41 protein-coding genes, 1 tRNA gene and 1 pseudogene are annotated in these 25862 nt (G+C 55.2%); 7 read left to right on the top strand and 36 right to left on the bottom strand.

Annotation, left to right across the window (positions count from 1 at the left end; genetic code table 11):
• Position 1: 1 nt before the first annotated feature.
• The 31 genes from GKG34_RS10665 to GKG34_RS10515 all read right to left on the bottom strand — a co-directional run bounded on the left by GKG34_RS10665 (position 2) and on the right by GKG34_RS10515 (position 17753).
• Positions 2-403, bottom strand: a complete 402-nt coding sequence (locus tag GKG34_RS10665; protein ID WP_154256188.1) for a hypothetical protein — start codon at positions 401-403, stop codon at positions 2-4.
• Positions 403-777, bottom strand: a complete 375-nt coding sequence (locus tag GKG34_RS10660; protein ID WP_154256187.1) for a hypothetical protein — start codon at positions 775-777, stop codon at positions 403-405. Before GKG34_RS10660 ends, GKG34_RS10665 begins: the two co-directional genes overlap by 1 nt.
• Positions 778-781: 4 nt before the next feature.
• Positions 782-1642: a hypothetical protein gene (locus GKG34_RS10655; protein WP_154256186.1), complete on the bottom strand. Its 861-nt coding sequence runs from the start codon at positions 1640-1642 to the stop codon at positions 782-784.
• A gap of 18 nt (positions 1643-1660) precedes the next feature.
• Complete coding sequence (locus tag GKG34_RS10650; RefSeq protein ID WP_154256185.1) at positions 1661-2209, bottom strand: phage scaffolding protein; 549 nt, start codon at positions 2207-2209, stop codon at positions 1661-1663.
• Positions 2210-2301: 92 nt separating this feature from the next.
• A tRNA-Trp gene (locus GKG34_RS10645) sits at positions 2302-2378 on the bottom strand.
• 95 nt (positions 2379-2473) lie between these two features.
• Entirely contained in the window at positions 2474-2683 is a 210-nt protein-coding gene (locus tag GKG34_RS10640) for a hypothetical protein (RefSeq protein ID WP_154256184.1), read from the bottom strand.
• Complete coding sequence (locus tag GKG34_RS10635) at positions 2680-4353, bottom strand: phage minor capsid protein (RefSeq protein WP_154256183.1); 1674 nt, start codon at positions 4351-4353, stop codon at positions 2680-2682. The genes GKG34_RS10640 and GKG34_RS10635 overlap by 4 nt, the downstream gene beginning before the upstream one ends.
• Entirely contained in the window at positions 4353-5858 is a 1506-nt protein-coding gene (locus GKG34_RS10630) for a hypothetical protein (protein ID WP_154256182.1), read from the bottom strand. Before GKG34_RS10630 ends, GKG34_RS10635 begins: the two co-directional genes overlap by 1 nt.
• Complete coding sequence (locus GKG34_RS10625; protein WP_347563454.1) at positions 5855-7111, bottom strand: phage terminase large subunit; 1257 nt, start codon at positions 7109-7111, stop codon at positions 5855-5857. The genes GKG34_RS10630 and GKG34_RS10625 overlap by 4 nt, the downstream gene beginning before the upstream one ends.
• The gene (locus tag GKG34_RS10620; protein WP_154256180.1) at positions 7098-7484 is read right to left on the bottom strand and encodes a hypothetical protein; all 387 of its coding nucleotides are present in this window, start codon (positions 7482-7484) and stop codon (positions 7098-7100) included. Before GKG34_RS10620 ends, GKG34_RS10625 begins: the two co-directional genes overlap by 14 nt.
• A 772-nt stretch (positions 7485-8256) precedes the next feature.
• Positions 8257-8772 carry a hypothetical protein gene (locus GKG34_RS10615; RefSeq protein ID WP_154256179.1) on the bottom strand — a complete coding sequence of 172 codons (516 nt, stop codon included), beginning with the start codon at positions 8770-8772 and terminating at the stop codon, positions 8257-8259.
• Entirely contained in the window at positions 8769-9311 is a 543-nt protein-coding gene (locus tag GKG34_RS10610; RefSeq protein ID WP_154256178.1) for a Holliday junction resolvase RecU, read from the bottom strand. Before GKG34_RS10610 ends, GKG34_RS10615 begins: the two co-directional genes overlap by 4 nt.
• Positions 9304-9582, bottom strand: coding sequence for a hypothetical protein (locus tag GKG34_RS10605; RefSeq protein ID WP_154256177.1), 279 nt, complete (start codon positions 9580-9582; stop codon positions 9304-9306). Before GKG34_RS10605 ends, GKG34_RS10610 begins: the two co-directional genes overlap by 8 nt.
• Before the next feature lie 149 nt (positions 9583-9731).
• Positions 9732-10205: a hypothetical protein gene (locus GKG34_RS10600; RefSeq protein WP_154256176.1), complete on the bottom strand. Its 474-nt coding sequence runs from the start codon at positions 10203-10205 to the stop codon at positions 9732-9734.
• Between the two features lies 1 nt (position 10206).
• Positions 10207-10431, bottom strand: a complete 225-nt coding sequence (locus tag GKG34_RS10595) for a hypothetical protein (RefSeq protein WP_154256175.1) — start codon at positions 10429-10431, stop codon at positions 10207-10209.
• Positions 10428-10721 (bottom strand): hypothetical protein, encoded by a 294-nt coding sequence (locus GKG34_RS10590; RefSeq protein WP_154256174.1) that lies wholly within the window; start codon positions 10719-10721, stop codon positions 10428-10430. The genes GKG34_RS10595 and GKG34_RS10590 overlap by 4 nt, the downstream gene beginning before the upstream one ends.
• Positions 10718-10903 (bottom strand): hypothetical protein, encoded by a 186-nt coding sequence (locus tag GKG34_RS10585; protein WP_154256173.1) that lies wholly within the window; start codon positions 10901-10903, stop codon positions 10718-10720. The genes GKG34_RS10590 and GKG34_RS10585 overlap by 4 nt, the downstream gene beginning before the upstream one ends.
• A complete protein-coding gene (locus tag GKG34_RS10580) occupies positions 10900-11247 on the bottom strand; it encodes a hypothetical protein (protein ID WP_154256172.1) in 348 nt (115 codons plus the stop codon). The genes GKG34_RS10585 and GKG34_RS10580 overlap by 4 nt, the downstream gene beginning before the upstream one ends.
• Positions 11244-11714, bottom strand: coding sequence for a hypothetical protein (locus GKG34_RS10575; RefSeq protein ID WP_154256171.1), 471 nt, complete (start codon positions 11712-11714; stop codon positions 11244-11246). The genes GKG34_RS10580 and GKG34_RS10575 overlap by 4 nt, the downstream gene beginning before the upstream one ends.
• Positions 11715-11728: 14 nt before the next feature.
• Positions 11729-12193, bottom strand: a complete 465-nt coding sequence (locus GKG34_RS10570) for a siphovirus Gp157 family protein (RefSeq protein WP_173015247.1) — start codon at positions 12191-12193, stop codon at positions 11729-11731.
• A 139-nt stretch (positions 12194-12332) separates the two neighbouring features.
• Positions 12333-12653, bottom strand: coding sequence for a hypothetical protein (locus tag GKG34_RS10565; protein WP_154256169.1), 321 nt, complete (start codon positions 12651-12653; stop codon positions 12333-12335).
• Positions 12654-13352, bottom strand: a complete 699-nt coding sequence (locus GKG34_RS10560; RefSeq protein ID WP_154256168.1) for a DUF6291 domain-containing protein — start codon at positions 13350-13352, stop codon at positions 12654-12656.
• Positions 13353-13418: 66 nt separating this feature from the next.
• Positions 13419-14072 carry a hypothetical protein gene (locus tag GKG34_RS10555; RefSeq protein ID WP_154256167.1) on the bottom strand — a complete coding sequence of 218 codons (654 nt, stop codon included), beginning with the start codon at positions 14070-14072 and terminating at the stop codon, positions 13419-13421.
• A 24-nt stretch (positions 14073-14096) separates the two neighbouring features.
• On the bottom strand, positions 14097-14561 hold the full coding sequence (locus GKG34_RS10550; RefSeq protein WP_154256166.1) for a single-stranded DNA-binding protein: 465 nt from the start codon (positions 14559-14561) through the stop codon (positions 14097-14099).
• Positions 14562-14564: 3 nt separating this feature from the next.
• A complete protein-coding gene (locus GKG34_RS10545) occupies positions 14565-15239 on the bottom strand; it encodes an ERF family protein (protein WP_154256165.1) in 675 nt (224 codons plus the stop codon).
• A 115-nt stretch (positions 15240-15354) separates the two neighbouring features.
• Positions 15355-15666, bottom strand: a complete 312-nt coding sequence (locus GKG34_RS10540; RefSeq protein WP_154256164.1) for a hypothetical protein — start codon at positions 15664-15666, stop codon at positions 15355-15357.
• Positions 15667-15722: 56 nt separating this feature from the next.
• Positions 15723-16145, bottom strand: coding sequence for a hypothetical protein (locus GKG34_RS10535; protein WP_154256163.1), 423 nt, complete (start codon positions 16143-16145; stop codon positions 15723-15725).
• A gap of 8 nt (positions 16146-16153) precedes the next feature.
• The gene (locus GKG34_RS10530) at positions 16154-16414 is read right to left on the bottom strand and encodes a hypothetical protein (RefSeq protein ID WP_154256162.1); all 261 of its coding nucleotides are present in this window, start codon (positions 16412-16414) and stop codon (positions 16154-16156) included.
• A complete protein-coding gene (locus GKG34_RS10525; protein WP_097775530.1) occupies positions 16411-16668 on the bottom strand; it encodes a hypothetical protein in 258 nt (85 codons plus the stop codon). The genes GKG34_RS10530 and GKG34_RS10525 overlap by 4 nt, the downstream gene beginning before the upstream one ends.
• A gap of 93 nt (positions 16669-16761) precedes the next feature.
• Positions 16762-16980 (bottom strand): helix-turn-helix transcriptional regulator, encoded by a 219-nt coding sequence (locus tag GKG34_RS10520; RefSeq protein WP_143405602.1) that lies wholly within the window; start codon positions 16978-16980, stop codon positions 16762-16764.
• 26 nt (positions 16981-17006) lie between these two features.
• On the bottom strand, positions 17007-17753 hold the full coding sequence (locus GKG34_RS10515; protein WP_154256161.1) for a phage regulatory protein/antirepressor Ant: 747 nt from the start codon (positions 17751-17753) through the stop codon (positions 17007-17009).
• Between the two features lie 74 nt (positions 17754-17827).
• On the opposite strand from GKG34_RS10515, the gene GKG34_RS10510 reads away from it, so the two are divergent.
• On the top strand, positions 17828-18421 hold the full coding sequence (locus GKG34_RS10510) for a hypothetical protein (protein ID WP_097781798.1): 594 nt from the start codon (positions 17828-17830) through the stop codon (positions 18419-18421).
• Here the strand turns inward: GKG34_RS10510 and GKG34_RS10505 are convergent.
• A complete protein-coding gene (locus GKG34_RS10505; protein ID WP_143405601.1) occupies positions 18366-18605 on the bottom strand; it encodes a hypothetical protein in 240 nt (79 codons plus the stop codon). The two genes, GKG34_RS10510 and GKG34_RS10505, sit on opposite strands and share 56 nt — an antisense overlap.
• Positions 18606-18643: 38 nt before the next feature.
• Entirely contained in the window at positions 18644-18862 is a 219-nt protein-coding gene (locus tag GKG34_RS10500) for a toxin-antitoxin system, antitoxin component, Xre family protein (protein ID WP_097775526.1), read from the bottom strand.
• Positions 18863-19014: 152 nt separating this feature from the next.
• Between GKG34_RS10500 and GKG34_RS10495 the strand changes: the two genes are divergently transcribed.
• From GKG34_RS10495 to GKG34_RS10485, 3 genes are all read left to right on the top strand, one after another.
• Positions 19015-19653, top strand: coding sequence for a LexA family transcriptional regulator (locus GKG34_RS10495; protein ID WP_154256160.1), 639 nt, complete (start codon positions 19015-19017; stop codon positions 19651-19653).
• Positions 19654-19703: 50 nt separating this feature from the next.
• Positions 19704-20507 carry a hypothetical protein gene (locus GKG34_RS10490; RefSeq protein WP_154256159.1) on the top strand — a complete coding sequence of 268 codons (804 nt, stop codon included), beginning with the start codon at positions 19704-19706 and terminating at the stop codon, positions 20505-20507.
• Positions 20508-20572: 65 nt separating this feature from the next.
• Positions 20573-20869, top strand: coding sequence for a hypothetical protein (locus GKG34_RS10485; protein WP_097775523.1), 297 nt, complete (start codon positions 20573-20575; stop codon positions 20867-20869).
• Here the strand turns inward: GKG34_RS10485 and GKG34_RS10480 are convergent.
• Positions 20866-21039, bottom strand: a complete 174-nt coding sequence (locus GKG34_RS10480) for a hypothetical protein (protein WP_154256158.1) — start codon at positions 21037-21039, stop codon at positions 20866-20868. The two genes, GKG34_RS10485 and GKG34_RS10480, sit on opposite strands and share 4 nt — an antisense overlap.
• A gap of 270 nt (positions 21040-21309) precedes the next feature.
• On the opposite strand from GKG34_RS10480, the gene GKG34_RS10475 reads away from it, so the two are divergent.
• Positions 21310-22446 (top strand): tyrosine-type recombinase/integrase, encoded by a 1137-nt coding sequence (locus tag GKG34_RS10475; protein ID WP_173015246.1) that lies wholly within the window; start codon positions 21310-21312, stop codon positions 22444-22446.
• Between the two features lie 315 nt (positions 22447-22761).
• Positions 22762-23013 (top strand): DUF6061 family protein, encoded by a 252-nt coding sequence (locus GKG34_RS10470; RefSeq protein WP_044954353.1) that lies wholly within the window; start codon positions 22762-22764, stop codon positions 23011-23013.
• A 98-nt stretch (positions 23014-23111) separates the two neighbouring features.
• Here GKG34_RS10470 and GKG34_RS10465 read toward each other — a convergent pair whose 3' ends face one another.
• Positions 23112-23288 carry a hypothetical protein gene (locus GKG34_RS10465; RefSeq protein WP_223387700.1) on the bottom strand — a complete coding sequence of 59 codons (177 nt, stop codon included), beginning with the start codon at positions 23286-23288 and terminating at the stop codon, positions 23112-23114.
• A gap of 17 nt (positions 23289-23305) precedes the next feature.
• Positions 23306-24570, bottom strand: a pseudogene (locus tag GKG34_RS10460) (plasmid recombination protein).
• Positions 24571-25346: 776 nt separating this feature from the next.
• Between GKG34_RS10460 and GKG34_RS10455 the strand changes: the two are divergent.
• Positions 25347-25862: helix-turn-helix transcriptional regulator (locus tag GKG34_RS10455; RefSeq protein WP_154256157.1), on the top strand; the 516-nt coding region annotated here is incomplete at its 3' end.

The raw sequence follows: 25862 nt of genomic DNA, 5'->3' as shown, positions 1-25862 counted from the left end.
ATCAGCTCCCTTCCACGTGCCAGTGGGGCAGCAGCGGCTCCCGGTTATCGGAGACAGCCGCTGCCGTGCAGCATAGGTGCGTTTTTTCGAGTTTGGCATACTCGGCTTCGGTCAAGGCAGGCACCGCGCCCTGCACCAGCTTCCAGCCGCGTTTCAGGGTCCAGTGCTTGGTCTTTTCCGCTGCAGACAGCGCCGCCCACTGGGCATAGGGCAGGTAGCCCATGGTGCACACGCTGGCCGGGATGCGGATGTGGGTGGTGCGCTCCGGGTTCTTGGCGGTGCCGGAGCCGGAGGTGGAGCGGCATTCCCGCCAGCTGCAAAACGGGAACACCCAGCACACCGGCCTGTCCGTCTCGGTGGCGGTGTCGTGTATGAGGTTCACCACAGTAACAGCTGTCTGCATCACAGAATCCCCCTGTACAGCAGGCCGTGCGGGTCACTGCCCAGCGCGGTGCGGATGATCTCATAGGCTTCCTGCCGGGTGGCTGCGGTCACACTGGCATTGCTGCCAAAGGTGACGCTGTAGCCGTCGTTTGAGACGCTGGCAGCACCAGGCACAGCGCCCGCCGCAGATGCAGCGGCCAGCAGGCCGACGATCTGCCCGCAGGCATCCGCCAGCGCTTCCCGGCAGGCCTCGCACCCGGCGGCGTGGCTCTCCGCCCGGCCAAAGGTGGCGGCATCGATCATGCGGGAAGCCCGGCTGCACAGCACCCCGAAGGCGGCTTCCGGCACTGTACCGCCCGCCGCCGCATACTGGTCATAGGTGCAGTAGAGCATGGCCTTACGCCTCGATGCGCTTGATGTACAGGGTCTTGGGCTTGGACACCTTGATGCCGTACACCTTGCGCCCCTGCACAGCGGATGCGCCGATGTACTTGCCGGAGCCGCCCAGATCCTGCAGGTGCACCGGGGTCTGCCACTCCATGACGCGGTGGCACCAGTTGGGATGGCCGCAGATGAACTCGGTGGTGGTCTTTTTGGTGGCCACGCGGGTGGCGTTCTCAAAATCCATGTTGTTGGACTCGTACACCGCAAAGCCTGCGATCTGGCCCACCGCGCCGGCCTGCACCAGCTGCTGGGACAAATCGCCCTGCTTGATGAAGCGGTCGTCCTGCATGAGGATCTCCAGATACTCGGGGCTGACGATCATCCAGCGGCCGGCCTGCGGCACGCCGTTGCGGCTCAGGGTGCGCTTTGCAGCCAGAGCCTCCTTGTAGGCGGTGGAAACGGTGCAGGCGGTCTTGGTGGCGCTGATGTTGGCACCCGCTGCGCCCTGCAGCGCCTCGATGGACTTTTTGTCGATGGACAGAGCCATGGAGTAGCCTGCGCTGTCCAGACGCTCGGCGGTGATGTCGTCGGGCACGGAAGCGGCGTCGAAGCCGTCGATGATCTCGTTCACGGCCTCGTCGTTGTCGATGTCCAGATCCAGATAGGTGGTGGTGCCGGCATCGGCATCCACGCCGTTTGCCTTGTCGTAGGCCTTGACGGCAACCTCAGTGTCGCGGACAGGGATCTTGACCTTACCGGCCTTGGGGCTGCCCTCGTAGCGGTTGTTGAAGATGGTATTGTCGCGGGTGACCAGAGTCGCACGCAGCTTTGCATCCACCAGAGCGGAGTAACGCTCCTGACTTGCATGTGCCATAGAAATCTCCTTTCGTTGTTACAGGTTCAGTTCAGGGTTCAGGGATTTGAAAGCGGCTTCCACACCATCGCTCTCGTTGGCGGGCGGTGCACCGTGCTCGGCTCCGGTGGAGACCACGGCCACACCGGCTGCACCGTCCTCGCCGAACGCCCATGGGTTGGCCTTTGCGGCATCGTCCAGTGCCTTTGCAATGTCGGTACCGCGGTCGGCAGAGCCCTTCAGGGCGTCCAGATCCAGCAAAGCACGCACTGCCTTGACGCTGCGGCCCTTTTTGCCCAGGATGGCGGCGTCCAGCGCGTTATCAAAGGCAAAGCCCTCGGCCTGCGTCTTCATGTCGGCCTTCAGCTTGGTGACCTGCTCCTGCAGGCCTGCCACGTCCACGCCGTCAAAGGCTTTCAGGCCGTCCTGTGCGGTCTTGAGCTGGGCGTTTGCGTTGTCAAGCTGGGTCTGCAGGGCGGTGGCTGCAGACTTCTCCCGGTTGATGTCTGCGCCGTTCTCCTGCATGATCCAGTTCAGCTGTTCATCGGTGATGCCGGGGATCTTGTTCTTCACATCTTCACGCTTCATGGTGGAAACTCCTTTCGTGTGTGAGACCTCAGTTTTTTACACTGTTCTCTGTCAGTATTCGGTCGTGGGCGGGGTACGCGCCGCCCGCCGCATGGCACCGTTTGCAGGACTCGAACCTGCCGCTTCCGGTTTTGGAGACCGGCGCTCTTCCGACATGAGCTAAAACGGCATGAAAAAAGCACTGGGCAAATTTTGCACAGTGCTTAAAAATGGGCAAAAGAAAACCACGGTGCGTGTGCATCGTGGTTTAGTTGATATTATGAATTACGGCGTGCAACAGTAGATTCTGTCGTACACTGCTTCGCCCTCACGAGAAAGAGCTGTCGGCTCGTCATTCTCGTCAAAGGTCGATGTGATGAAATCATCAAGCTCCAAAAGAAGTTCATCCAGACTTTTGCAGTTTACCGCGCTGGGAACATGCTTCTTCAAAAACTCCTTGGAATCAGGATCTAAATCTTCAAAACAAAAGGTCATTTCTGCTCACTCCTTGGATTCAGCTGAATCAGCTGTCCCGTGTCTGGGTTTATCGTGACGATCGCTTTGCCAATAAGGCGCACGCTTCGCTTTCCTCTTGAATCCGTTTTTACAGGGTTGATGCGCTCAGGATTCAAAACGGTATCACGCATGGCTTCATAGCCAACACCGCTTCGCCGGATGATTTTAAGGTCATATTTTAACTTATCGGGGTCGACCAATGTGCCGAACATACGCTCCATGAAATGGGCGGTATGTCCGGTAATAACAGTACCATCCGCAGTAGTCTTGCCAACAAGCTCGGTCTGGATGCGCTCGTGCGTACTCTTGTACAGGTCAAAACCTGCAAGCGGCGAAAGCCAGCCACTTTTTACGCTGTTGGCATATTGCATCAGCAACCGATATTCTTCGGTATTATTATACCGTGCATCATAATATTTTGCAACGGTATTCAGGCTGGTACTCTGCGCATTGATAGACTTGAGCCAGTCGGTGTGATGCGCCTGAGATTTTGCACTTGCCCTACTGGCTTCACTCCTGCCGAACTTCGGCACGCTGACACGGGCGCTGTCCACTCTGCCGCCGGTGGCCTTGGTGAAATCACTCAGGCTCTGGCGGGCGGCTTTCAGGCGCACAGCGCTGTCAGTGGTGTCCAGCCCGGCGGCGTCCTCGGCCAGATACCGCTTTTTCCAGCGGCGGACGTTCCGCTCCCGGGCGCGCTGCATCTGGGATATCTCGTAAGCGGTGTACTTTTTGCCGTTCCACTCGATGTCCCGGGCGTTCAGCTCCCGCAGCTGCTCCTGCGTCCATTGGGGCGGGTCGCCCAGCTCCGGGAACACCGCGAAAAAGGTGTGGCGGCAGTTCCAGCCGCAAAGGCCTGCGCCGGTGCCGTAGCCGGTGGCAGCTTCAAAATCCGGGTAGTGCTTGCCCTTGTAGTCCACCGCGCCGCCCCGGTGAAAGCGCCTGCCCTGCCACTCTGCATGAGAAGGACGGGCACCGCCGTGGGCGGTCGTCTCCACAAATTCGCAGCCCATTTCGTCCATGCGGGCCACCTGCAGCTTGCCAGTCGTCTGGTTTACACCGGTGAGCACGGCACGGCGGGCGGCCACCTCGATGCTGTCCTTGTGGCCGCTGGGATATGTGACCATGGGCATGTCGTCTGCAAGGCTGTCCACAGCCTGTTTGACGGCGGTTTTGTAGTCGAAGGCACCGGTGCTCACCTTGAGCCATGCAGCGTCCAGTGTGCGTTCAAAGGCCCCTGTGACGGTGTTTGCCGTGGTGGCGGTGAGGTTCTGCCATGTGCCGCAGGTCTGGCGGGCACCGGCGTCTAACAAATTGTTCAGGGCGGCGCTCTCTTCAAAAGGGGGCGGCTCCATGTCGTAGTGGTAATAGATCGCATCTTCACGCTCTAAGGCTTCGGTCGCGGTCTGCAAAAGCAGCTTGCGGATGGCCGTTTCGCTCTTGCCGGTGTACTTCGCCAGCAGCTTCACCACGTCGTTGCGCACCGCTTCGGTCTGCTGGTAGCGCCACAGCTGCCAGTTAGCGGTGGGGGTCACGGCGTCCATCTTGCCGATGCGCCGGGCAACGTCCTGTAAGATCGCGTCCTCGACCTGCTGCCAGAGCTGCACAAAGGCATCCGGCATCTGGTCGAGATAAGACGGCGGCAGCATCAGGCACCCCCGAAGGTGAGGGCTTCGTCAGTGTGGCTGTCTGCCTTGGCTTCTTCTGTCCACTGGTGGGCTTCCTCCTCGCTCAGGCTGTACCGGGCGGCGAGGTAGCGGCAGCGGGGCACAAGGCCCGCAATGGCGTCCTCCCGCAGCTGGTTTGTGCGTTCCTGCTCACTGACGATGTAACTGTCGTCCCAGTTGACGGAAATGCTGGTCTCCGGGTCCACCGGTGCGCCCAGCAGGTTCTTTGCCGCCCACAGCATGGCACGCAGAATGCCGATCAGTGCCGTCTCGATGGGGATCTGGTTCTTGTTGGCGTTCTGCACCAGATCCTGACGGCTGCCGGTGTACTCGGTGGCGGTGGTCACGGTGCCCTGATCGAACTTATAGCGGTGGCAGCCCAGTTTGCACTTGAAGCTCATCATGTCCAGCGCGTCCTGCACCGCCTGATGGTTGGAAGCGGTGCGCAGGTCGGGGTTATACTCACGCCATGCAGCGGGCTGGTCGATGCCGCCTTCCGGCGTGGGCAGCTCGTAGAAGATCTGCCGGTGGACGGCATCCGGAGGCACGGCGTGCTCGGTGCCTTCCTTGTCCACCCACTTGCGGCACAGGGAGCGGTCATAGAAGATCTTCTTGCCGCCGAGGCGGATGTCCTGCCGGTAGTTGTCGAAGGCGTAGTCCACCATCTGTGCCGCGTCCAGCGCCTCGGAGAAGATGCTCATGCCCAGCCCCATGCCGCCGTCAAGGTTCTTGACAGCAGCCGGGCTGAACAGGCTGAACCATGCCGGTGCGCCGGTGACCGTGATGCTCTTTACCGTGCCCGGCGGGGTCTTGTCCTCGGGGATCTTCGCGAATTTCGGAGTGCCGGAGATATCGTCCGTCACCTCAAACCATTCGTTGGTGATGGCGCGGCTGCCGTTCCTGACCGTGTGGGTCTGCAGGTAGACGGCAGGCTTGCCGCCCATCATGCACTCGGACACAAAGGCCGCTTCGGTCACAACGCCGCGCTCCACGCTGATGGGCAGGATGCAGCAGGCGGGGTCGTAGTCCAGCCGGATGCTCCCCTGCGGCGAAGGCAGAGCGTTGCCGGAGGCATCCACCGTCAGGTTCTCCACGCTCATCACAAAAGCGCCGGTGCCCGACCAGTAGGCCTGCTCAACAAGCCGGTTTGCGTTCTCCCAGAAATGCAGCTGCCGCAAAAGGCCGCCGGTCTGCTGTTCATCGCTGCCCAGCAGATAGGCAGAGGTGGATGCATCGCCGATCTGGAGAGTGGTCTTGTCGTTGAGCAGCAGGTTTGCCCAGTCCTCGCAGACGTGCTTCGGCATCCGCAGGGAAGCCAGACGCCGCGAAATGACGCTGCCGTCCGGTGCGTCCTCTTTCTGGTCGTGGATGTCGGGCACGTCGCCCTTCCACCACTGCCGCCAGACTTCGATGTTGCCGTAGTAGTCCGCATCGAGGTGAAGATGCTTTGTTTTGTTCAGGTAATCGATAAAAGCGGCAACATTCATCTTGCAGTCAGTCTCCTGTAATCGCGCTCGATGGTATACTCGAACGCATCCAATGTATCAATGTCGGTGGTACCGTCGTCCAGACGTTCATCCACACCGGGGTGCTTTTGGCTCCAAAGAGCCGCAGCAAGCGCATTCCGCAGGGTGGCGGCCTCCGGCATATACCAAAAGCGCCCGCCACCCATGAGAATGGATGTCAGGCGGATGCGGTCGATGATCTGGATCTTGGCACTGTTCTGCACCCGGTCGGCCAGCCAGGAAAGCGGGCAGGCCCGCAGCCGGGTGCGGATGTGGTTGATCAGCGTCTGTTCGGCGCTGTCGCAGAAAATATAGTGGATCTCGCCGTACCGCGCGAACACGGCGGTGCAGAACTCAATGAGCTGCGCGGCGAGGTAGTCAGCGTCCTGATCCTTCGGGTCGATGCGGGCGGATGCCAGACCCACGACCCCCGCGTAGTAGGGCAGGATGCCGGTGGCCACGAATGCGTGCCGGGAGCCGTTGCCGCCGAAGTCCACCCCGATGTGGATGTGCCACGGGCGGCAGGGCTTGTCCGCAGGCCAGAGGAAACGCCCATCCCCGGCGGCAATGCTGTCTGCAAAAGGGCGGTAGATGATGCCGCCCGCTGCAGCCCACTGGCCGAGGATGAAGCGGTTATAGTAGACCGTGCCTGCGTACTCCTTTTTCAGCTGTGCCACGAACTCCGGCGGCAGAGTGGGGTTGTCGTCGATGGTGTAGGCCTGACAGTAGATGTCCGCGTCGCTGTCCAGAAACTGCTTGAACCAGTGCTGTGGGTTATCCGGGTTGCAGGTGCCGTCAAAATGGCTGTGCGGACAGGACAGACGGCTTTTCAGCATCTGAAATACACCTTCGTCCCATGTGGTGATCTCGTCCCCATAGGCGTACTCGAAGGCCGCGCCCTGAATGCGGGCAATGTGCTTTTTGTTGTCGGCACCCAGCACGTACACCTTGCGGCCGAACAGCTGCACGATGTTGCCGGACGCCGAGGTGCGCACCACGCCCACAAGCTCCGGACCCCAGAGGGCCCGCATGGGCTCCAGCACGTTGCGCTCCAGCGTGCCGAGGGTGTTGCCCAGCATGACGCAAAGGCCCTCGTCCCGGGCCGCGCAGATGCGCTTGGGGATGGTAACAGCGCAGTCCAGATAGGTCTTGCCGGAGCGGGTGGCCCCAGTCTTGACGTTCCAGCGGTGGGAGCAATTGCGAAGGAACTCCTGCTGAAACTCAGTCAATGGCACTGTCCACACCTCCCAGCAGCTTGCGGGCAGCTTCCAGTGCATCCGCCGCCGGGTCCTCCTGCACGGTCTCCTCGCCCAGCATCTTCAGCAGCACCCCGGCGGCACGGGCATCACCGCGCTTGGCGGCTTCAGTAATGCCCATGACCACCGACATCTGATTGTCGATGTCCTCATTGTCCACCTCATCCCGCAGCAGGGCCTTCACCCGGCGGCGGTCGGTCTCCGGCAGGCTGAGATAGTAGTCGGCGGCTTCTTTCATGCTGCGCTTGCGGCGGCGGGCCGCACCGGAAGCAATGCCGCCCTTCTGGGCGATCTGTCTCTGTTCGCTCTCCGTTCGTTCATTGAACGGGATGAGATTTTCTTCGTTGGCCACGTCACCACCTCTCTTGCCGTAAAATCAAAAAGCCGCCCGGAAAACCGAACGGCAAAGATATCAAAAAAAATAAGCAGCACCCATGCATTCAGTTTGACGGACAGGCGTAAAACGGGCGGGTGCCGCTGCATCTGGAACTTTCGCGGCCAGATGCCCCGCTATGCTTTGCACAGCCGTCCCCCGACTGTACATTGCATGGCGCTCTGGGCAGGCCTTGAACCTGCAACCTACGGTTTTGGAGACCATCGCTCTGCCAATTGAGCTACCAGAGTAAAAAGCCGCCCTTGGAATCGAACCAGCCGTGTCTACACACACGCGCCGCGCTCCAAACTGCGCTCAGGCGGCCATATAAAAACAGCTCCGGTTCGCCGCCGGGGCTGTTGGTTGGCGCACATCCTGTCAGGAAAGCTACACCTTGGCAAGGATTCTAAGGCCTTTTCTTGGCACGGGAGGTTACACGTGCGGCCTTTCGGGTTGTCTGGTCCATGCGCCATACGGTGCGATACGGCGGAATCGAACCGCCTCCTGTCTCTCATGAGCGGCAGGCTGCCTTTGTTTCAGTGTATCGCATAGATGCGCAGTCCGCGAAACGTGAAGAGAGAAAAATGCCTGCAAAGCCAAAAGGAGGAAAATTATCATGGAGGTTCGTTTCGGAGACTGCGTGTATCGGTTTGCCTTTCCGGCATTGCCGATGGTACTATTCAATCACTTTCGCACGGTTTCTGTACATACCGCGTACATACCCGAAGCTGTACAAAAAATCACGCGTTTTTTATGCACTTTCGTCAAAATCGCAAAAAGGTGTTGCTTCCCAGATCTCTGCAAGGGCCTCAAACCCTACTGTGATGGCTCTGGATGCCGTGTGTGCCTGTGCAAAGCCCACCTCAGCGGCGGCCTGCTCACGGGTCTTACCCTCAACATAACACAGGATGATGCACTTGCTGCGGCGGATGGATGCCGTGTCAGCATTCAGCAGATATGCCGTATCAATGGCCGCCTTCTGCATCTCCACATACTCGCACTTGAGGGCAGCCAGCTTTTCCTCTGCTTCCACAATGGCCGCGCCACCGTTCCCCACCTTGTCACTGGTTCCAGAACGACCAGGTGCAGCTGAAACGCTGGATGTGGTGGCGGTAGCGATGCACTGTAGATCTACAATGCGCTCTTCCTGCTGCTGAATCTGTGCCCGCATTCTTGGCAGTCGTTCAAACCATGCCCGCACCAGCTGGGCCTTTTCATTCTTAGGTGGCTTTTCGTTCTCGCTTTCAGGTGTCCATGTGCGGATCATTGTTCCTCCTTTACTCCTTCCAAAAACAGCAGCACTCCGGGTGCTGCAAACGGGACGCGGTAAATTTCAATGTCTGATTGGGTGATGTACTTACGGCCAAACAGCCGTTTCATGTCCTTCCATACGGCCCACGGGACGCGGTAGAAAGCCCTGCCGCTAAATGAGCATAGTACAAAGGCGACACCTCCGAGAGCTTCTGTGCGGCTCAAACGAAGCGCTTGCGCGGTCAACACACGATCAAAGGTCAGCCGGTCACTGTCAGTGTGCTTTGCTTCAAAATTGATGGCTCTTCCGCCTTTGAGAACGCCTTTGTAGTCCGGCTGGGCCTGTTTCGTGTAGCAAGCAAGGAACCGGCCAGCACGGTCCGGGCTTCCAATCGGACGCATCGGTTCTGGGGTCTTTTCGATGTCTGCAAGGCCGATGGATCTGTAATAGGCGCAGGCATTGTCAATGATGCTTTCAAAGCCTTCGCCCTCTGCACGGCTTCTTGCACCTGTATAGCTGCGGCGAATGCTGGCCGCCGTTCTGGGTCTATTCATCGTCGTCCTCCCACTTGATAGCCTGTCCACACTGGCCGCAGAACACGTTCCGGGCCGTGTCGATGTTGTGCAGGTATTCACCGCTGCCGCAGTTGGGGCAAGCCAGAATACTCTTGTCGCCGTCCGGGAAGGGGCTGCGAGGAATCTTCAGCAGGAGAGCATCCCGGCCCATCCTGCAAGCCTCGTTCACTGGCTCCATACTCTCGTAACTCTCGCGGTGCGCCGGGTTGAGGATCTCCGCCGCACGTTCAGTGCTCATTTTCTCGCTCATCGTCGCCCCTCCAATACTCCACGAAATAGATCTGGGCAGACTTACCGCCCCGTTTCTCTTTTCCCATGCGGACAACATATCCGTTATAAGCCAGAATAGCGGCAATAGCACGTCGGTCATCCACGAGGTTACAATCAATTTTGAAATGCTCAGACATCTCCATCACCTTCCTCGCCCTTGACCAGCTCCTTGAGGTGGGCCAGCTTCTTTTCGGCCCACTGAGGACTACGGCCATAGATGCAGTCGAGCTGGGCCAGCATGATTCTGACATCTTCCATCTCTTCACGGATGTTGTCGCCGCTCTTTACAGTAGTCGCGCAATCCGATGCCCGGCGGTACTTGAGCAGTGCTTTGGTAAGCTCGGACATTTCCTCGATAGCCATATCGACCTGCTTGTTCATGCCAAATTTCTGGACAGCAGCTCTCGCATAGGTGTACAGCTCATCCTCCGGCTTTTCTTCCTTCTCACCAGCCGGGTGAATGGCAAGGATCAGCTTTACCTCCGTGCCATCGTGCCGCGTCCAGCAATGTTCGATGCTCTGAGCGCCCATCTTCTCGCAGGAGGTGAGCAGCATATCGCGAACGGTGCGAATGAGGTTTTCCTGAATCTCTCTCTGCGTCATTTTACCGATACTCCTTTCCAGTTGCCTTGTCCCTCAGCGGGATGCGGCCTATGATTTCGAACCCTGCGATACCGGCCATCTGGCGCAGCAGGGGAACGATATCTCCGATTCTGTCAAGCCGGGCGGCTTCCTTCTGGTACTCGTCCCGGCAGATGTTGCGCATGGCCGCGGTCGGTGTCGGGTCTGCATAGTGCTCGGCATTCCGGCCTATATTTTCCTTGCTCATGTTCTCACCCTCTCTCTTCCCACAAACACGCCCGAGAACAGGCGTTCTCCGATGGTGTAGTGATAATACCGGTGTCCTGCCGGAACGTCGTCTGCCGTGCCATCTGCCGGTCTGAGCACCATTGGATGACTAGCGACCTGAACGACATACTCACCGCCCTGCACAAGCCGCTGCATCCAGCTTTCTGCAGGTGTAGCATCAACCCGGCTTCCATCCATGCAGCAGACCGCTACGGCAGGCGGAACAGGGGACAGCATCGTGAAAAGTGAAAGCTGTTCGACTTCAATCACGGCGCACCTCCTACTTTGTAGATCAGAGCCACAGCAAGCATCCAAATCATAAAAGCGGTAGTTGCTGCAAGAGCTATGGGGTGATCGCGCAGCAGCCAGACAAGCGCATAGCAGACTGCAATAATAGCTGCAACAACAGCAACAATAAACGTTGCGGCGAACATCGCAAATCCTAATGTCATGAGCGTTTTTCCTCCGGCAGTTCAGGCATCGGCATCCAAAGAGGAAAAGTATCCGGTGCACCTGCCACAAAATCCCACTTTGCGGCCTGTGCTGCCTTTGCCCAACGATAAAATGCGATGACCTTTCCGTATGCAGCATCATTTTCTGTCGGCGGACATTCTGCCGTTTTGCGCCAGCGCTGGACATCCGTATCTGCTGCCGTCGGAGTGCTTTCAACAATGCAAACAAGCTGTTCCAACTCGTTCTCCATGTATGGGTTATACCAGCCGCCCAGGATTTCCGGGGCCAGGTCGCGGATTCTCTGGATCACGTCCTCCGCGTAGACCATACGTTTTTCGCTCATTTTGTAATCTCCTCCGGCGGCAGCGGCATCCAGCCTACCACGGGGCGGTCTATCTTGTTGTTGTAAACGTCGTCCGGGTTGAAATGGCGGTATTCCCACCAGCCTTTCGGGATTTTGTAGTCGTCCCGTTCCTCGTCGTATGTCCCCCAATCGGGAAGATCTTCCCAATACCATACGCTATCTTGTAAAAAAACGCTCCCGTCTTCATAGTGCGCTGTCGTAATACTGTATCCGTCAATATCGTTGCGGTACAAAATCAGCACTTCGGTTTCGACCTTGGGCGGGTCCGTTTCAGGGTTGCGCCATGTCGGCTGCAGTGTTTCCGGGTCAATGGTGGGAGCGTCGTCCACGCTGTTCAGGGCATCCTTATAGCAGCATTCTTCAATAGTGAACGGATTGCTGGCACGAAGGTTCATTTCGATGCGCTTGTGCAAAGCGTTCGCGTCAATCAGTCTAACTTCATCCATCGTCCCATCCTCCCTCACTTCACAGACGGGTTTACACGTTCCACCAGCTCACAGCCGGGCACTGCCGTGCCGGTCTTGAGCAGGGCCGCAATGGCCGTCTTGTTGGGTGCGCGGGTGGTCATCTCGGTCATGTACTCAGCAGGAACAGCGGCTTCATCCAGCACGCTGACCGCCTTGCTGCGGCGAAAGCTCACCGCGCACCGGTCGCTGCTGAAGTTCTGCCCACCCAGAGCATCGGTCAGATAGTGCTTGAGACTGTCGATCTTGCGCTTTGCGGCTGCCTTGCGGTCAGCAAAAGCCTTTTCCTGCGCTTCAAAGGCCGCAACATCGGCTTCGAGATTCTTTACCCAGCAGGCGATGTTGTCCACCTTCTCGGCCTTTGCCATGTTCAGCTCTTCAAGCCGGTCGATGTCCATAACCTCGCCGGTCTCCTGATCGATGCAGTCCAAAATCTGCGAGTTGATCTCATACAGGTTCATAGTGCTTTTTACCTCCATGCGTTCAGAGCACGAGAAACGGCCCTGAACGGCGTTTTGCGTTTTGCAGTATAACTTTTCCGGTTTGCCCTAAAACCGCGTTCAGGGAGCCGTGCAGGACGCTCTGAACGCCATATGCGGGCTATTCTTTCAAAAGCTTCCGCTCTGCGCGGGCTTTCAGCATCTTCTGCAACTTACGGTGTGAATGCATGCAACGCTCTGTCATGAGCCGCTCTCCCTGAATCTTCTGAATCCGCTCCAGCCAGTCAGGAAGCAGCTTGTCCTGCCACTTGCAGTGCTGTATGACATCGTAAAACGCCTGTTCTGCGATATCATCCGGGGCCGTCCGAAGGTCTGACTTTGCCCAGACCGTGGAAATCGCCTTCCGGCTCTCGTCTGTTTGGGGCTTGCCGAAATAGGCATCTGCCACGGCCAGCAGTTCGATGATCTTCTCCATCGTCAATCAAATCACCCCCTTGAAGATGTCTGCATAGACATCCGCTGCAGATCTGGATGTATTGCCCGGTGCAGGCTTGTTCGGTTGCTGCTCCCGGTCACGGGATATCCACCCGGATGCTGCTGCCTTCCAGTTCTTCATGGGATTCCGGCCCACCTTCCAGCCGTTGGATTCGTAATAGGCATGGAACCGAATAGCCTGCGCTTCTGTGCCACCCTTCTCCGCAAAGTAACTTTTCACCGTTTCAACATCCGGCGGTGAAAACCTGCTTTTAGGGGTAGGGGGCAGCGCTTCAGCGCTACTACTATCAGATACTTTAGTATCTGTTGTACTTTGTACTTTGTACTTTAACCCCCCATCGGTTTTAGTGGGTTTCTCGGAAAACCCATGGGTTTCTGTGGGTTCTTCTGCAATCCCGTCGGTTTCAGTGGCTTTTCTGGGCCTGCCGCCTTTTCGTCCGTTTTTCCTGTTTGCCAAAATAGAACGTCTGTACGTTTCAATGTTTGTATCCATTGAACTTCTCAAAGACTCGAATGCCATCTTCTCAAGGTCTTCAAGCCCTTCCGGCTCTTTGCCGTGCTCCACATACTGCCGCATTTTTGTGAGCACATTTTTGTATTGCTCAGGTGGCAGGATGTCCAAGATTACGAACTTGTCAAAGGGTATCAACAAGCCTTTTGGGCGAGCCATTTCGATATCGTCCACCACTAACCACCTCCTTCCCGTTTTTGAAAACCAAACGCTTTTCGTAAAAACCATTTTCTTTGGTTTTTACAGGTCGATGATCTTAACCTCTACGCCGTAGCCGATGACGTTCCGGCACTGCTGTTTGATGCGGGGGATTGCAACAGCGCTGCTTTTGAGGAACTTCTTCGTGCTGGGGGTGCAGGCCAGATACAGCGTAACGCCGTCCAGACTGGCCTTGGTTCCGCGCAGGTTGTCCGCAATGAACTTGTCACCGTAGACCTCAACACGGCGAATAACCTCTCCCCAGTTCGCAAAATTCTTGCCCGGATACTTCGTAGGGGTGGTTTCCTGTTCAGCCTGCTGGCTGTTCTTGCTCTTGAGTTCGTTCAGGGCATCCAGCATTGCCGTCATGCAGGAAGAGCACACCTTGATCTCGTTCTGAAGCTCAACAAGGGCACTGTTCAGGACCACCAGCTGGTCAATGGCCTTCTTCATGTCTTCGTTCTGCTGGTACAGGCGGCTGTCGATAGATTTCAGCAGGATACACACCCGGCTATCATCCGGGGTATCATTCGGTACATCCGCAAGCATGAAGTCGTATGCACCGTTGCGGATATTGATAACTGCCGACACGGAACGACCGATAATGGCTGCGACCTCTGCATCTGACAGGCCCTTACTAAGAAGAAGCTTTGCATTGCGCACCTCTTCCGGCATAATATTTCTTTTTGCTGGCATTTTTCTCTCCCTCATTTCTGCCGCTCAGAACGGCAAATCTTCATCGTCGTTGATAACGGCAAAATCGTCCGTGCCGGTCTCAGCCGTCTGCTGGGCGCTCTGAGCGTTTCTAGCTTCGCGGGCATAACTTTCCGTCTGTTCATCAAAACCCCGTGTAGACGTGTTGTCAGGGGCTTTCGAGCCGCAAAAGCTGACCTCACGCACCTGAATCTCATAGGCAGTGCGGTTGTTGCCCTGCTTGTCCTGATATTTCCGGGTCTGCAAGCTGCCATTGACGGCGATCATGCTGCCCTTGTCGAAATACTGGGAGATGAACTGCGCCGTCTTGCCCCATGCAACGCAGGGCAAGAAATCCGTCTCGCGCTGGCCATTTGCAGAATAGCTGCGTTCGCAGGCGACATCAAAAGAGCAGATCTCCTTGCCGCTTGTGGTGGTGCGGAGTTCCGGGGTATGGGTCAGACGTCCAATAGCTGCGATCATGTTCAGCATAGATCAGCCCTCCTTCGGCTGTTTCTGGGCACACGTCCAGCACAGGACGCGCCCAAACTTCTTCTTGGTGCTTGCGGCGGTCTCTGCCGGTTCAACGGTGCGGTTCTTATAAGACACCGGCTGAAGTGGTTTGCCGCAGCAGGCGCAGATAAAGGGCTGTTCCTGTACAGGCTGCGATTTCGGGGCAGGAGCATTACGCTTCGGAGCAGGAGCTTCACGCTTCTGAGCAGGCTGCTTCTGCGGCTTGTTCACACCTGCGGGGTTTCGACCTTCTGCCGCATGATACTCGTCCGTGTCGGCATCCTTGGTATCGTCGATGCAGAACAGGCCGTTCAGGGCATACTTGCGGGCGTAGCTGCTGGATGTTCCCGTCACCTGTGCAGCGTCCATCTTGGTTTTTTGCTCCGGCTCTCTTGCGTATGCCTTCACGGAAATGCAGCCACCATCCAGAGATTCCAATTTTGCAGTGGCTTCGATGTAGTGCCACCCCTCAAGAACCTTCGGTTCATCGGAGAGCGTAAGCAGCAGGTCATGAGCCTTGAGAATAGGCTTCACTGCTTCCAAAATGTCCTCACAGGAACGATATCTGTACCCGCCGAAGGTGTTCATCTGCCCTTTAGGGGCCTTGAGTTCGCTCTGCACAGCGGCCAGAGCGGCGTAAATGCTTGTGCTTTCCATTACTCTTCATCCTCCTGATCTTCGGTCTGTTCTGTCCCTCGCGGCAGGAAATAGTAATCATCCGGCGGCTCAAGTGCCGGGCCGTAGCCGTCAAGGGAAAGGTCGTACATCGGATTCATACTGCCACCTCAGGTGCCGGGTCAATGGCGGCAGGGGAGATGTCCGGTGCAGGAATCAGCTTTCCAGCGGTCAAACGCTGCAGAGCAGGGGAGTGCTGCGTTTCGCTTGCAGGCTTCCCGAACTTGACCTCGGCACCCAGATCTTCGACCTCGACCGTGACGCGCAGGCGGTACAGGCTTCCTGCTTGACCGAGGGTAGAATAGACATCGTTCATCAGCTTGTCGATGACTTCCGGGACATAGTTCCCGCCCACAAACCTGCCGTCGCTCGAAAAGCGGCCCTGAATCTCAACATAATTTTTTTCCATCTGTAAAAACCTCCGATTTTGTGGTATCATCGGGGTGATGAAGTCGTTCAAACTCATCATCCCTTGCAGCTCGTCGGTGTTGGCGCACCGGCGGGCTTTTTTCGTATAGTGCGTACCGGCGGCAGGCTGTCCACCTCGCTGCGGTCGATACGTTCCCGCGCAAATGTGTACTTGTAAGTTCGATGGCTGCCGCTGAGCCCATGGCTGACGGCAGACGCAAAGCTGTTCGCGCTCTTGTAGCCCAGCCGCCGGGCACACATCTCAGACGTGCCGGATGCCAGCAGATCGCCGGTTTTGGCATCCCAGACGGTGTACCACATGACGCTGGTAGCGTTTTCATTACGCGCCCTATAATCCCTGCAATATTGGTTGTGGCGCTCTCTGCGGCAGGAAGCGCAAAAGCGCAGGTTGCCAGCAACATTTTCCATCACCTTGCCGCAGTCCAAACAAACGCGGGTAAAGTGCTTTCCTTTATTCATGGGTGGTGTCAGCCCGCCTTCCTGCCGCTCTTCACGGTATTGGCCTGCGGCTTGTGAATCTTGCGGGGCCGCTTCTCACGCGCTTCGGCTGCAAAGCCCAGCCGCATGAAGAACACCGCCAGCAGAATCAGCACCATAGCCGTAATGAACGCACCGTCCGAAATGGTGCCGCCGGTCTGACAGGTGCCCTCGAGGCCCATGCTGTACAGCAGGCCCGTCGCAAAGCTCCCCATTGCAAGCCAGTACCAAACGCCAGATTTGATTCTCATGCGGATTCTCCTTTCTCAACAGTAGGGAAGAACAGCTCCCCGATTTCGTCCTGCCGGATGTCCAACAGTTCACAAATTGCTACGATCTCTTTACTTGTCCACGGCTGGTGCCCGTTCATCCGGGCGCTCATAGTGTACCGGCCAATGCCGCTATGTTCAGCGACTTCCTGATCGCGGTAGCCGCAGCTGTGGAACCGCCCCCGCAGCTTCCAGTACGGAATCTGCCGGAAGGTGCCCTGTACGACCTTCATCATGCTTTTTCGACCTCTTTTCTTTGATGTGTGCCAGCCGTGCAGGCTGGTTCTTGTCCCAGCGGGCTTCCCGCCAGTATTTGTTCCGCCCGTTCATCAGGCGGTCTCCTTGCCAAGACGCTGCTCCTTCTCCTGCTCGCTCAAAAGCTCGCGGGGGTCAACGTTCAGCGTGTCGGCAATGGCCTTGAGCGTCCGGGGGCTGGTGCCGCCCTTCTTTTTGATGTAGTAGTAGGTGGCCCGCTCAAGGCCAGCAGCCTGCATCAGCTCGGTAACATTTACTCCCCGTAAAATCATCAGGGATTCAATTTTTTTCATGCTTACCTTCAAATTATCACCTTCTTTCACGCTTCCAGCCGCTTTGCCCGGACATTCAGAAACTGGTTCACAAAGTAAATCTGTCCCTTCCCCGTGACTTTCGGGGTCTTGTTGATGCTGGTGTGGCCGTCCGAGTGCACCACGGTGGTCTTCTTGATCTCAAACAGGCACATTTCCACGGCCCGCTGGGTGGGCATATTATAGTCGCTGCGCTTGGGGTCGCGGATCAGATAGCCGTGCTCCCGCATCCAGCTGAACAGCCGGTTCTGCCCGATCTGCACACCGTTCTGGCACAGCAGTTTTGCCAGCTCACCTACAAGGATGCTCTTCTTGCTGGCGCTTACAGCATCCGCAAAGATGCCCTTCGGGGTCAGCTCTGCAATCTGAGCGTCCTTGTGTTCCAGCTCGTCGTGGGCGGCAATAAGGGCCTGCGCCATCAGCTCCGCGCGGGAAAGCTGCGGGCGCTGTGCCAGCTGCTTCTCCATCTGGTTGAAGGCCTCGATGTACTTGAGCTTCCACTGCACGGCTTCCTTGCCGGTAAAGCCCATGGCCAGCAGGGAAAAGCCGTCACGGTTCATCAAGTATTCCGGGAATTTCTGGCCGCGATACTCGAACTCGGTCTCGTGGAAGAATTTAGTAGCCGAATTTTCGGCCACTAAAAGTTGACGAATAGCCGCCAGAACGTGCTTATGCTCCTTGCCAAAGCGCTTGGCAACGTCCCGGCTGGATGCCACTGGTTCGCCGTTCTGGGTGGATAAGATAATGTCGTCCATGTGGATTTGTACCTCCTTGTATTCACTTCACTTTCGCTGTAAAATAAAAAGACGGAAAGGGGGTGAATGGAAAAATGATTTTTGAAAATTTTTTAAGAATGCATGGTCTGAATATGCAAATTGAGCGAGATGGTGAAATTATTGCAACCGTTCCAGGTTTGCCAAACCGAGAAACGGCAACGAACCGTCAGTACGTTGGATTTCGCCCAAAAACCGATATTAAAATAGACGATGTTATTATCACTCCGGCCAATGAACGGCTTTATGTAACGGAAACGCAGGCATCGTTCTTCCAAAAGCAGCAGGAAGAAATAAAAGCGTTCTATATGACCGAAGTCGAGAAAAAGCGAAAAGAAACCGAACAGCGTCAGAGTAATATTTATAATATCGGTACAGCTTACGGTTCTGTAATTGGAACAGCCAATACAGCGACCATCAACTACCAGACGAATTTTCAGGAACTGCGGGAAAGGGCAGAAGCTGAAGATGCACCGGACAAAGAGCAAGTCCAGAAGTTAGTTGATCTTGTTGAGATGATCGTAAATGACCAGATTCCTCCGCAGAAGGGATTGTTGTCCAAGTTTTCCGAAACGATGGAACGTCACTCGTGGATTACAAGTGCTGTTGCATCTGCGCTTGTATCGTGGTTGACACAACTTCCGCACTGATCTCGATGGTCAAGTTTAACAATGCTTTTCCATTGCTGGACTGAACCAACGAATAATCCTTCACGTTCTGGATAACCGTTCCGTCTATCTGGCAGCTAAAACGATTGTCCAAGTGCGACAGCTGAATCTCTTGCGCCCCGCGCTTCTCTTCCTTAGGAGCGTGGGGCCTTTTGCTGTTGCTCATCTTCTTCACCTCCTTTGGATGAACTTGCAAAAGTGTAATTAAATTCCACTTTTCTTGCAAAAAAATATGGAATCACGCTGCTGCATGTCCATGCCGAGAGTATTGGCCAGAGTGTCAATTTCACTGGCCTTAAACTCGGTCTCGTTATCAATTTTCATCTGCAAAGCATACGGTGTCAGGCCCATAATTTCGGCAATGGCCTTATATTTAAGCCCGGAATCTGCAATGATGGAACGCAGCGCATTGGTGTCGGTCATGGTTGTCACCTCCTTTCAAAGTGGAATTGAATTCCACTAACCACATAATAGCACCGAGTGGAAATAAAGTCAACCTTTTTTGAGGAAAAAATAAAAAATACTTGAATATTATTCCACTCTATGATAAGATAAGAGCGAAGGTTGGTGATTTTATGGCAACTCTATACGACAGAATCAAAAGCCGCCGCACGGAGCTTGGCTTAACAGTCGAAGAACTGGCTCACAAGATGGGCTATAAAGATAAATCTTCTATAAGTAAGATTGAAAATGGTAAAGCCGATATCCCACAATCAAAAATTGCAGCATTTGCTGATGCGCTGCAGACCACCCCCGCCTACCTGATGGGCTGGGAAGAACAGCCGGAGCCCAAGAAGCCCACCATCCCCCCGGGCTTTGAGCCGATGCCAAAGATGAAGAAGATCCCGCTGATCGGAGCCATTGCCTGCGGGGAACCCATCACGGCAGAGCAGAACATTGAAAAAATGGTGGACGTGCCGGAGAACATCCGGTGCGATTTTTCCCTGACCTGCCACGGTGACAGCATGGTGGATGCCGGCATTCACGATAAAGACGTGGTGTATATCCGCATCCAGCCGGAGGTGGAGAACGGCGAGATCGCAGCGGTGCGCATTGATGGTGAAGCCACCCTCAAGCGGGTATATTACAACCCCGGCACGCTGACCCTGATGCCCGCAAACCCGGCTTATGCGCCCATGATCTACACCGGCCCCCAGCTGGAGGAGGTGCACATTGAGGGCAAGGCCGTAGGCTGGACACACTGGGTGGGGTAATTTTGGATTATCGGAGTCATTCCAGTCTATATAGCGAAGGAGTGTTATGTATGAAGAAAACTATGAAAAAGACCGCTGCAGCACTGTGCATTGCCGCAACGCTTGTATCTGTGGCAGCGCCGGCAATGGCTGTCAGCCCAGCAGAATATATGAGCACAGCCGCTCTTGAAGAATGCAATACTGCGACGGTAGCGCAGGTGGAAAGCCTGATCAACCAAATCGGAACCGTCACGACTGCCCGCCGCCCGGCAATTGTGGCTGCCGTGAATGCCTATAATGAATTGGACGATGCAAGCAAGGCGCAGGTCAGTAACTTTGCGGTGTTGGCAGAAGCCCAGCAGGTGCTGGGACTGAAAGACGCTCTTGCAAAGCTGAAAATCAGTTACGATAAGGTCGAGGACGCAAGAAGCTATGTGTCACCCACGGAAGACCGACTGAGCAATCAAGGCAAAAGCTATATACTGCCCTTCTTTGTAAATGGCAGCACCAATGATCCGTCAATGTTTTTCATGGTTCTGTGTAGCGGCAACAAATATGTGTACTTGGACACGATCACGATTCGCGCAGGCGAGTATAAATACACCTACACGATCGATTGGACGGATGTGGATCGTGGCTATGATGGAAAGCAGTATTGGGAACTGACCTCCTTTGTAGGCGATGATGAAGATATCCAGTGGTTTAAGAATATTTTGAGCGCTGATGAAATCATTATCCGATACAGCGGCGATGGTGGCAGCATCGACCACACAGTCTCCCCCGAAGAGCGTCAGGCGATTACGGATGTTTTGAACGCATATGATCTGTTCAAGGCAGCAAGCCCGACTGTGCGCGCAAAGGCTTTGAATAACTGATGTGAACTAAACAAAAACGCCCCCGGTGCTGCGAACACCGAGGGCGCAGAAGGAGAAAATACGGGATGACAAAAGATACCGAAAAGGTCTTGCTGAAACTTTATCGTGCATACACGGAGCGCCGCAAAACCTTGCCGAAGTCTCAGGCAAAATATTTTGCATCAGAAGATGTGTCGGCTGCATTGCCGGGGATCCCGTGGGATGACGTGAGAGAGGCGCTTGCGGAACTGCGTGATGATGGCTATATCGACCTTTACATGATGGGTGCCTGCGATCTGTTTCCGAAGGCTATCGAGTACGGCGAAACGGCTGTCGAACGCGGCATTGACAAGGCGCTGGATGTGTGGAGTAAACTCCATTAACCGAGTTTCAGTTTGTCCACCGAAATGTTCAGCGTCATATCTGCGAGGGGATGGCCCGCATCGCACTGGATGGAGAAGCCTTTGACGCGATGGACTTCAACACCGTTCAACTTCATTTTGAAGTCTTTTTCGTCAAGATAAAGTTCGACGGCATTCTGACGCTCTGACATGATAGCACCTTTCTTTCTGTGTATGAATGAAAAGATTCGTTCACGTTCATTATACATCAAAATTATGCTAAAGTATAGCATAATTTTGATTTGCACAAACAAATAAAAAAACCTCCCCCGGTGTTACCAGCACCGAAGGAGGTTTCCGAACCGCTTGCCCGAAGGCGTCACGGCTCTGTACAGTAGATTTTGGCGAACCTCTGCACAGACTATGATACCACCTCCGGGCAGGCTTGTCAAAGTGTACCCTTGTGTATGGAGGTGGATTTTATGAAAAAACGGGTCAACACGGCGTTTTGGGTCGAGAAGGAAAGCCGCTGGTGCATCGCGGTGCAGAAGAACGGCACCCGCAAACGGTTTTACAGCAGCACGCCTGGCCGCACCGGCCAGCGGGAAGCCAACGCAAAGGCCGATGCCTGGCTTGACGATAGCATCAGAGACGGAAAAAAGAAGGTAGCTGCCCTCTATGCCCAGTGGGTAGAAGAACTGAAGCTGACTTGCGGGACATCCTATGTGACACAATGCCAGCGTTACGGGGACTGCTATATCCTGCCGACCTGTGGGAATATCCGCATTGACGAGTTAACCGAGGGCGATCTTCAAAAGGCCATTGACGTTTCGTTCCGGAAGCGCTCACAGAAAAAGAACCAGCGCAAGCCCATCTCAAACCAGCCGTTGAGCCGAAAGACGCTTATGACGATCCGGGCTGCGGAAACCGCCTTTGTCAAGTGGTGCCGAAGGAACAAGTACACGACACTCTACCCCGACCTGTCTATCCCGAAGAATGCCAGGATGGGGAAACGCACAATTCTTCAGCCCACCGCCCTGAAGGTTCTGTTTAGCGTAGACACCCGCACCTACTATGGAAAGCTGGTATTTGATGAATATATCTACGCCTACCGTTTTGCAGTTGCGACCGGCCTGCGCCCCGGAGAGCTGATTGGCTTATGGTATGGAGACATCAAAGGGAACACGGTCAACCTTCGGCGCAGCATCAACGTGCACCGGGAACAGACGACCGGAAAAAACGAAAACGCAATCCGCTCTTTTGACATGGGCAAGGAAGCTCGCGAGGCATACGAGGCACAGGTGCAGCTTCTGAAGGCTCAAGGTATGCTTCTGAACTACAATACCCCGCTGTTTCAGATCCCGTCAGAACACGCGCTCTATCGCCGCTGGGAATCCTACCAGGAAGCAAATGGGCTTGAGCCGAAAGTTTCACTTTACGAGCTGCGGCACACCTTTGTCAGTGTTGAATCCAGCGTCCTGACTGACAGCCAGCTGAAGATGCTCGTGGGCCATAGCAAGAACATGGACACTGCCGGAGTGTATCGGCACGAGCTTGACGGTCAGAGGGAAGATCTTGCTGCCGCTACCACCGCGGCATTCAAAAAGGCACAGGCCTGACTCTGGTAACAGTTTTGGTAACACTCTTTTTTGTAAACGTAGCAAAATACATGGGTTACAAACCAACCCCACTACATTTTTAGCAAGTGTTTAGGCGCGTTGCAGATATGTTTTTGACGTCACTCAATCATTTTTTATTGTTCGACTCCCATCGCCTCCACCAAACAAGAAAAATCCGAACCTGTTTCCGATTGGAGAAGGGTTCGGATTTTTCGTTTTCTTCGGGTACAACAATGAAGGCTCCCGTGGACGGCGCAAACCTCCGATGCCTTGTCGTAGAGCGTAAGCCAATAACAAGATTTGGAGGGTATGATTATGAAGTACGATGAAAGAGCCTGCAAGTTCAACATGGATACTGACTGCGTGGAGCTGCTGCTCCGGGATGGAAGAAAAATTTCCATCGACTGCACCGGGGTCGAGGATGAATTGGACGTGACCATGGCGCAGAGGACGGAATTGGACTACCTTATCTACAATGACCCGCTGAGCTATGCCGATTTGATTCTGAACGGTGACCCGGAGGAATATTTGAAAAATGCAGCCGGGAGCCATGGGCTAGAAGATTAAGGGCAAAAAAATAAGAGGTGTGCCCAAGCGGACACACCCCGGTAAGAAACATCTATGTAAAGCAGGGCGTTCCCTTTTCTGGGAGCGTCCTGCTGTTTTTATGCGGCAACAGGCAAGGCTTGTAGTGCTTCCTGCTCTTTCAGCCATTCCTCATATTCACGCTGGCCTTCCTCACTGTTGAAAAACTCAACCATGGAGGGATAAAAGCAACGCGCAAGGGTCTTGATTGCTTCATCCGGGTAGCCGGATTTGTTTGACTTCTTCTTTTTGTTCAAATGGTATCCTCCGAAAATCAAAGTTCCATATCCTGCCCACGCTTGCGGTTTTTCTGCTGCACATTCATGGTGCGCTCCTGCTTGGGGGCAAGAATCTTTTCCAGAAAGCCGCGCACCAGTTCGGGCGCACGGTGGAGAGCGTCCAGATAGGGCTTCACTTCATACCAGAGTTCATGATACTTTTGACCCCAATGAGCAGCTTCCTTCTTGGCGGTGGAAAGTTCTTCTTTCAAGCGGCGGTTCTCCACATCCATCATATAGCCGTGGTCGGCCTGTTTTTCAGCTTGGAGAATTCTTCTTCGGTCAGTGAGTAGTTACCGAGAAAGGTGCGCTTGCCGATATAATCCAGATCGCGCGCATGAATGAGGGCTTCTTTTGTGAGCGTGGCCTTTTTCTGCACAGCGGCAAGTTCCTTTTCGGTCTTGGAGAGGGTTTTGTTGGTTTGGGTGAGGTGCTGCTCTTTCTGGTCAATCTGGGCGGTCAGGCTGTCCAGCCGTTCCTGCTCCCGTTGAACTTTGAACTGGGTGACGGTCAGGTGTTCTTCGGTGCTGCCACGTTCGCCGCGCTCTATATCGGTGTACCCGGCAGCGCGCATAAAATTGAAGAAGTTGTCCTGCAAGACGCTGTACGACTTCTTCAGGATAGGCTTGCCGTTTTTTTGCAAAACAGGCTTTCCCGATTCGTCCAGCAGAGGTTTGGATGCCCACTTCTTGCTCCGGCTGACCTGCATGACAGTCTCCTTGACGGTGCCGACCAGTGCCTTGTCCTTGCAGCGTTTCGACCAGAGGATCTGCTTTTCCACCACAGGCACATAGACCACATGAAGATGGTAGTGGTAGACCTCCCGGCCTAATGCTTCGGTCATGGCGCGGTTGATCTCATCGGCGTGCATGACTGCCGAGAGGATATACTGCTCACCACCCACGATCTGAACGGCTGCTTTGTAGGCATCCTCATAGAACTGCTTGGCGAACTCATAGCCGCCGTGGTTGTCAAAGTAGGCCGAGTTGACATCAAAGACAAGCTCACAGTAGTGGGTGGCATCCGGTTTCAGGCCGCGCGTGGAGATGGTTCCGGCGGCTTCCAGTTGGGCGAACAGGTCGGTGTAGCTGGCGGTAGGCTTTTTGAAATGGACGTTCCATGCGGTGCGCTGGGGGATAATATCGGGGTTCCGATAGCTGTCCTTTTCACGTTCATTGTGCTGCTGGGTGTTGCCAACGGCCTTGTCCGAAACGGCGAGATTTCGGACACTTGTGCGGTCAATACCATCATTTCTTGCCAAAGGGCATCCCTCCTTTTGGGGTTCAGAGGAAGGTGACGGGAACGAAGATGCACTTCTTCGGAAGTGTAATAACCCACTATAACACTTTCATCCCTATGGGCTGCAAAGTGTAGTGGGCTCTTCGAGGACTCTCCGAGGGGGAACGTCTCCTGCGGGAGAGTTAATCGAGTTCACGTTTGCGAAGCAATGAAAGCCCCAGTGGGGCTTTTAAGTGACCGAACGGTCTTGCGCCAGCAAGATGGAGGGGCCTCGCCCCGACAAGTTCGCACAATGCGAACTTGATTGCTCCGTACGCATCTGAAAAAATTGCGTACGGACTTCAAATAACCTGTACGGTCTGTACGACGTACAGGAATCCGAAATATAAACGATACCACGTTTTAATTTGCTTCAATTCGCCGTACGGGTGCGTACAAGTACAGACCGTACAGGTTGTACGAACTTCTTCCATGAAAAAATGCACTTTTTACGGGCAGGGGTGGACAAGCGGCTCGATGCATGCAAAACCGCGCACCCTGCGGCCACCGGGCAGGGCGGTGTTATGTGTTGCACCAGAGTATCCCCGTGTGGGAACTCTGGTGTTTTTTGCCTTGTGCCTGAATATACGGGGAATTTTGCGGAAAGAGCAAAAAAGCGGCAGAACTGCAACGGAAAAAGAAAAAAGCCCTTACTGGTTGCAGGGCTGCAACAGCAAGGGTGGAGAGGTGACCGTATATTGAACAAAACGGCAGAGCGTATTATAATGAGGAAAAAGCTCAAAAAGGAGGGCCGACCACATGGCACAGGAATATCTGCCCGCACCATCCAACGTCCGTCTTGCGGACTTGATGAAAGAGCACAACATCAGCCAACCGGAGCTTGCCAAGGAAATCGGCTGCTCCAAAAGCACCATCAGCCGCTTCATCAGCGGTGCAAAAGGAACCCTGACCCATGAGCAGGTGCTGAAGATCGCAAGGCTGTTCAACGTGTCCACGGATTTCCTGCTGGGAGAAACCAACATCCCTGACCGCAAGAACTACGACATTGCCGAGCTGGGCTTGTCCGTAGAAGCTGCAAAGAACCTCTACACAGGGCGTGTCAATGCAGAGGTGGTCAATCTGCTGCTGGAAAACACCCGCTTTGCAGAGCTTACTTATCGCATAGCGCAGTATTTTGATGATACCTTTGCATCCGGCATCGCAGCACAGAACGCCATGCTCACGACATTGAGCACCTTGCTGCGCACAAAGGTCAAGACCCCGGAAGCAGCCAAGGCTGCAAAAGACATCAACCTTCGGAGAAAGCCTGTGTAC

Source organism: Faecalibacterium sp. BIOML-A4, from assembly GCF_009679665.1.
Classification (GTDB): Bacteria; Bacillota; Clostridia; order Oscillospirales; family Ruminococcaceae; genus Faecalibacterium; species Faecalibacterium taiwanense.
The sequence above is the reverse complement of the archived record's forward strand: the minus strand, read 5'-3'. Positions and strand labels throughout refer to the sequence as shown.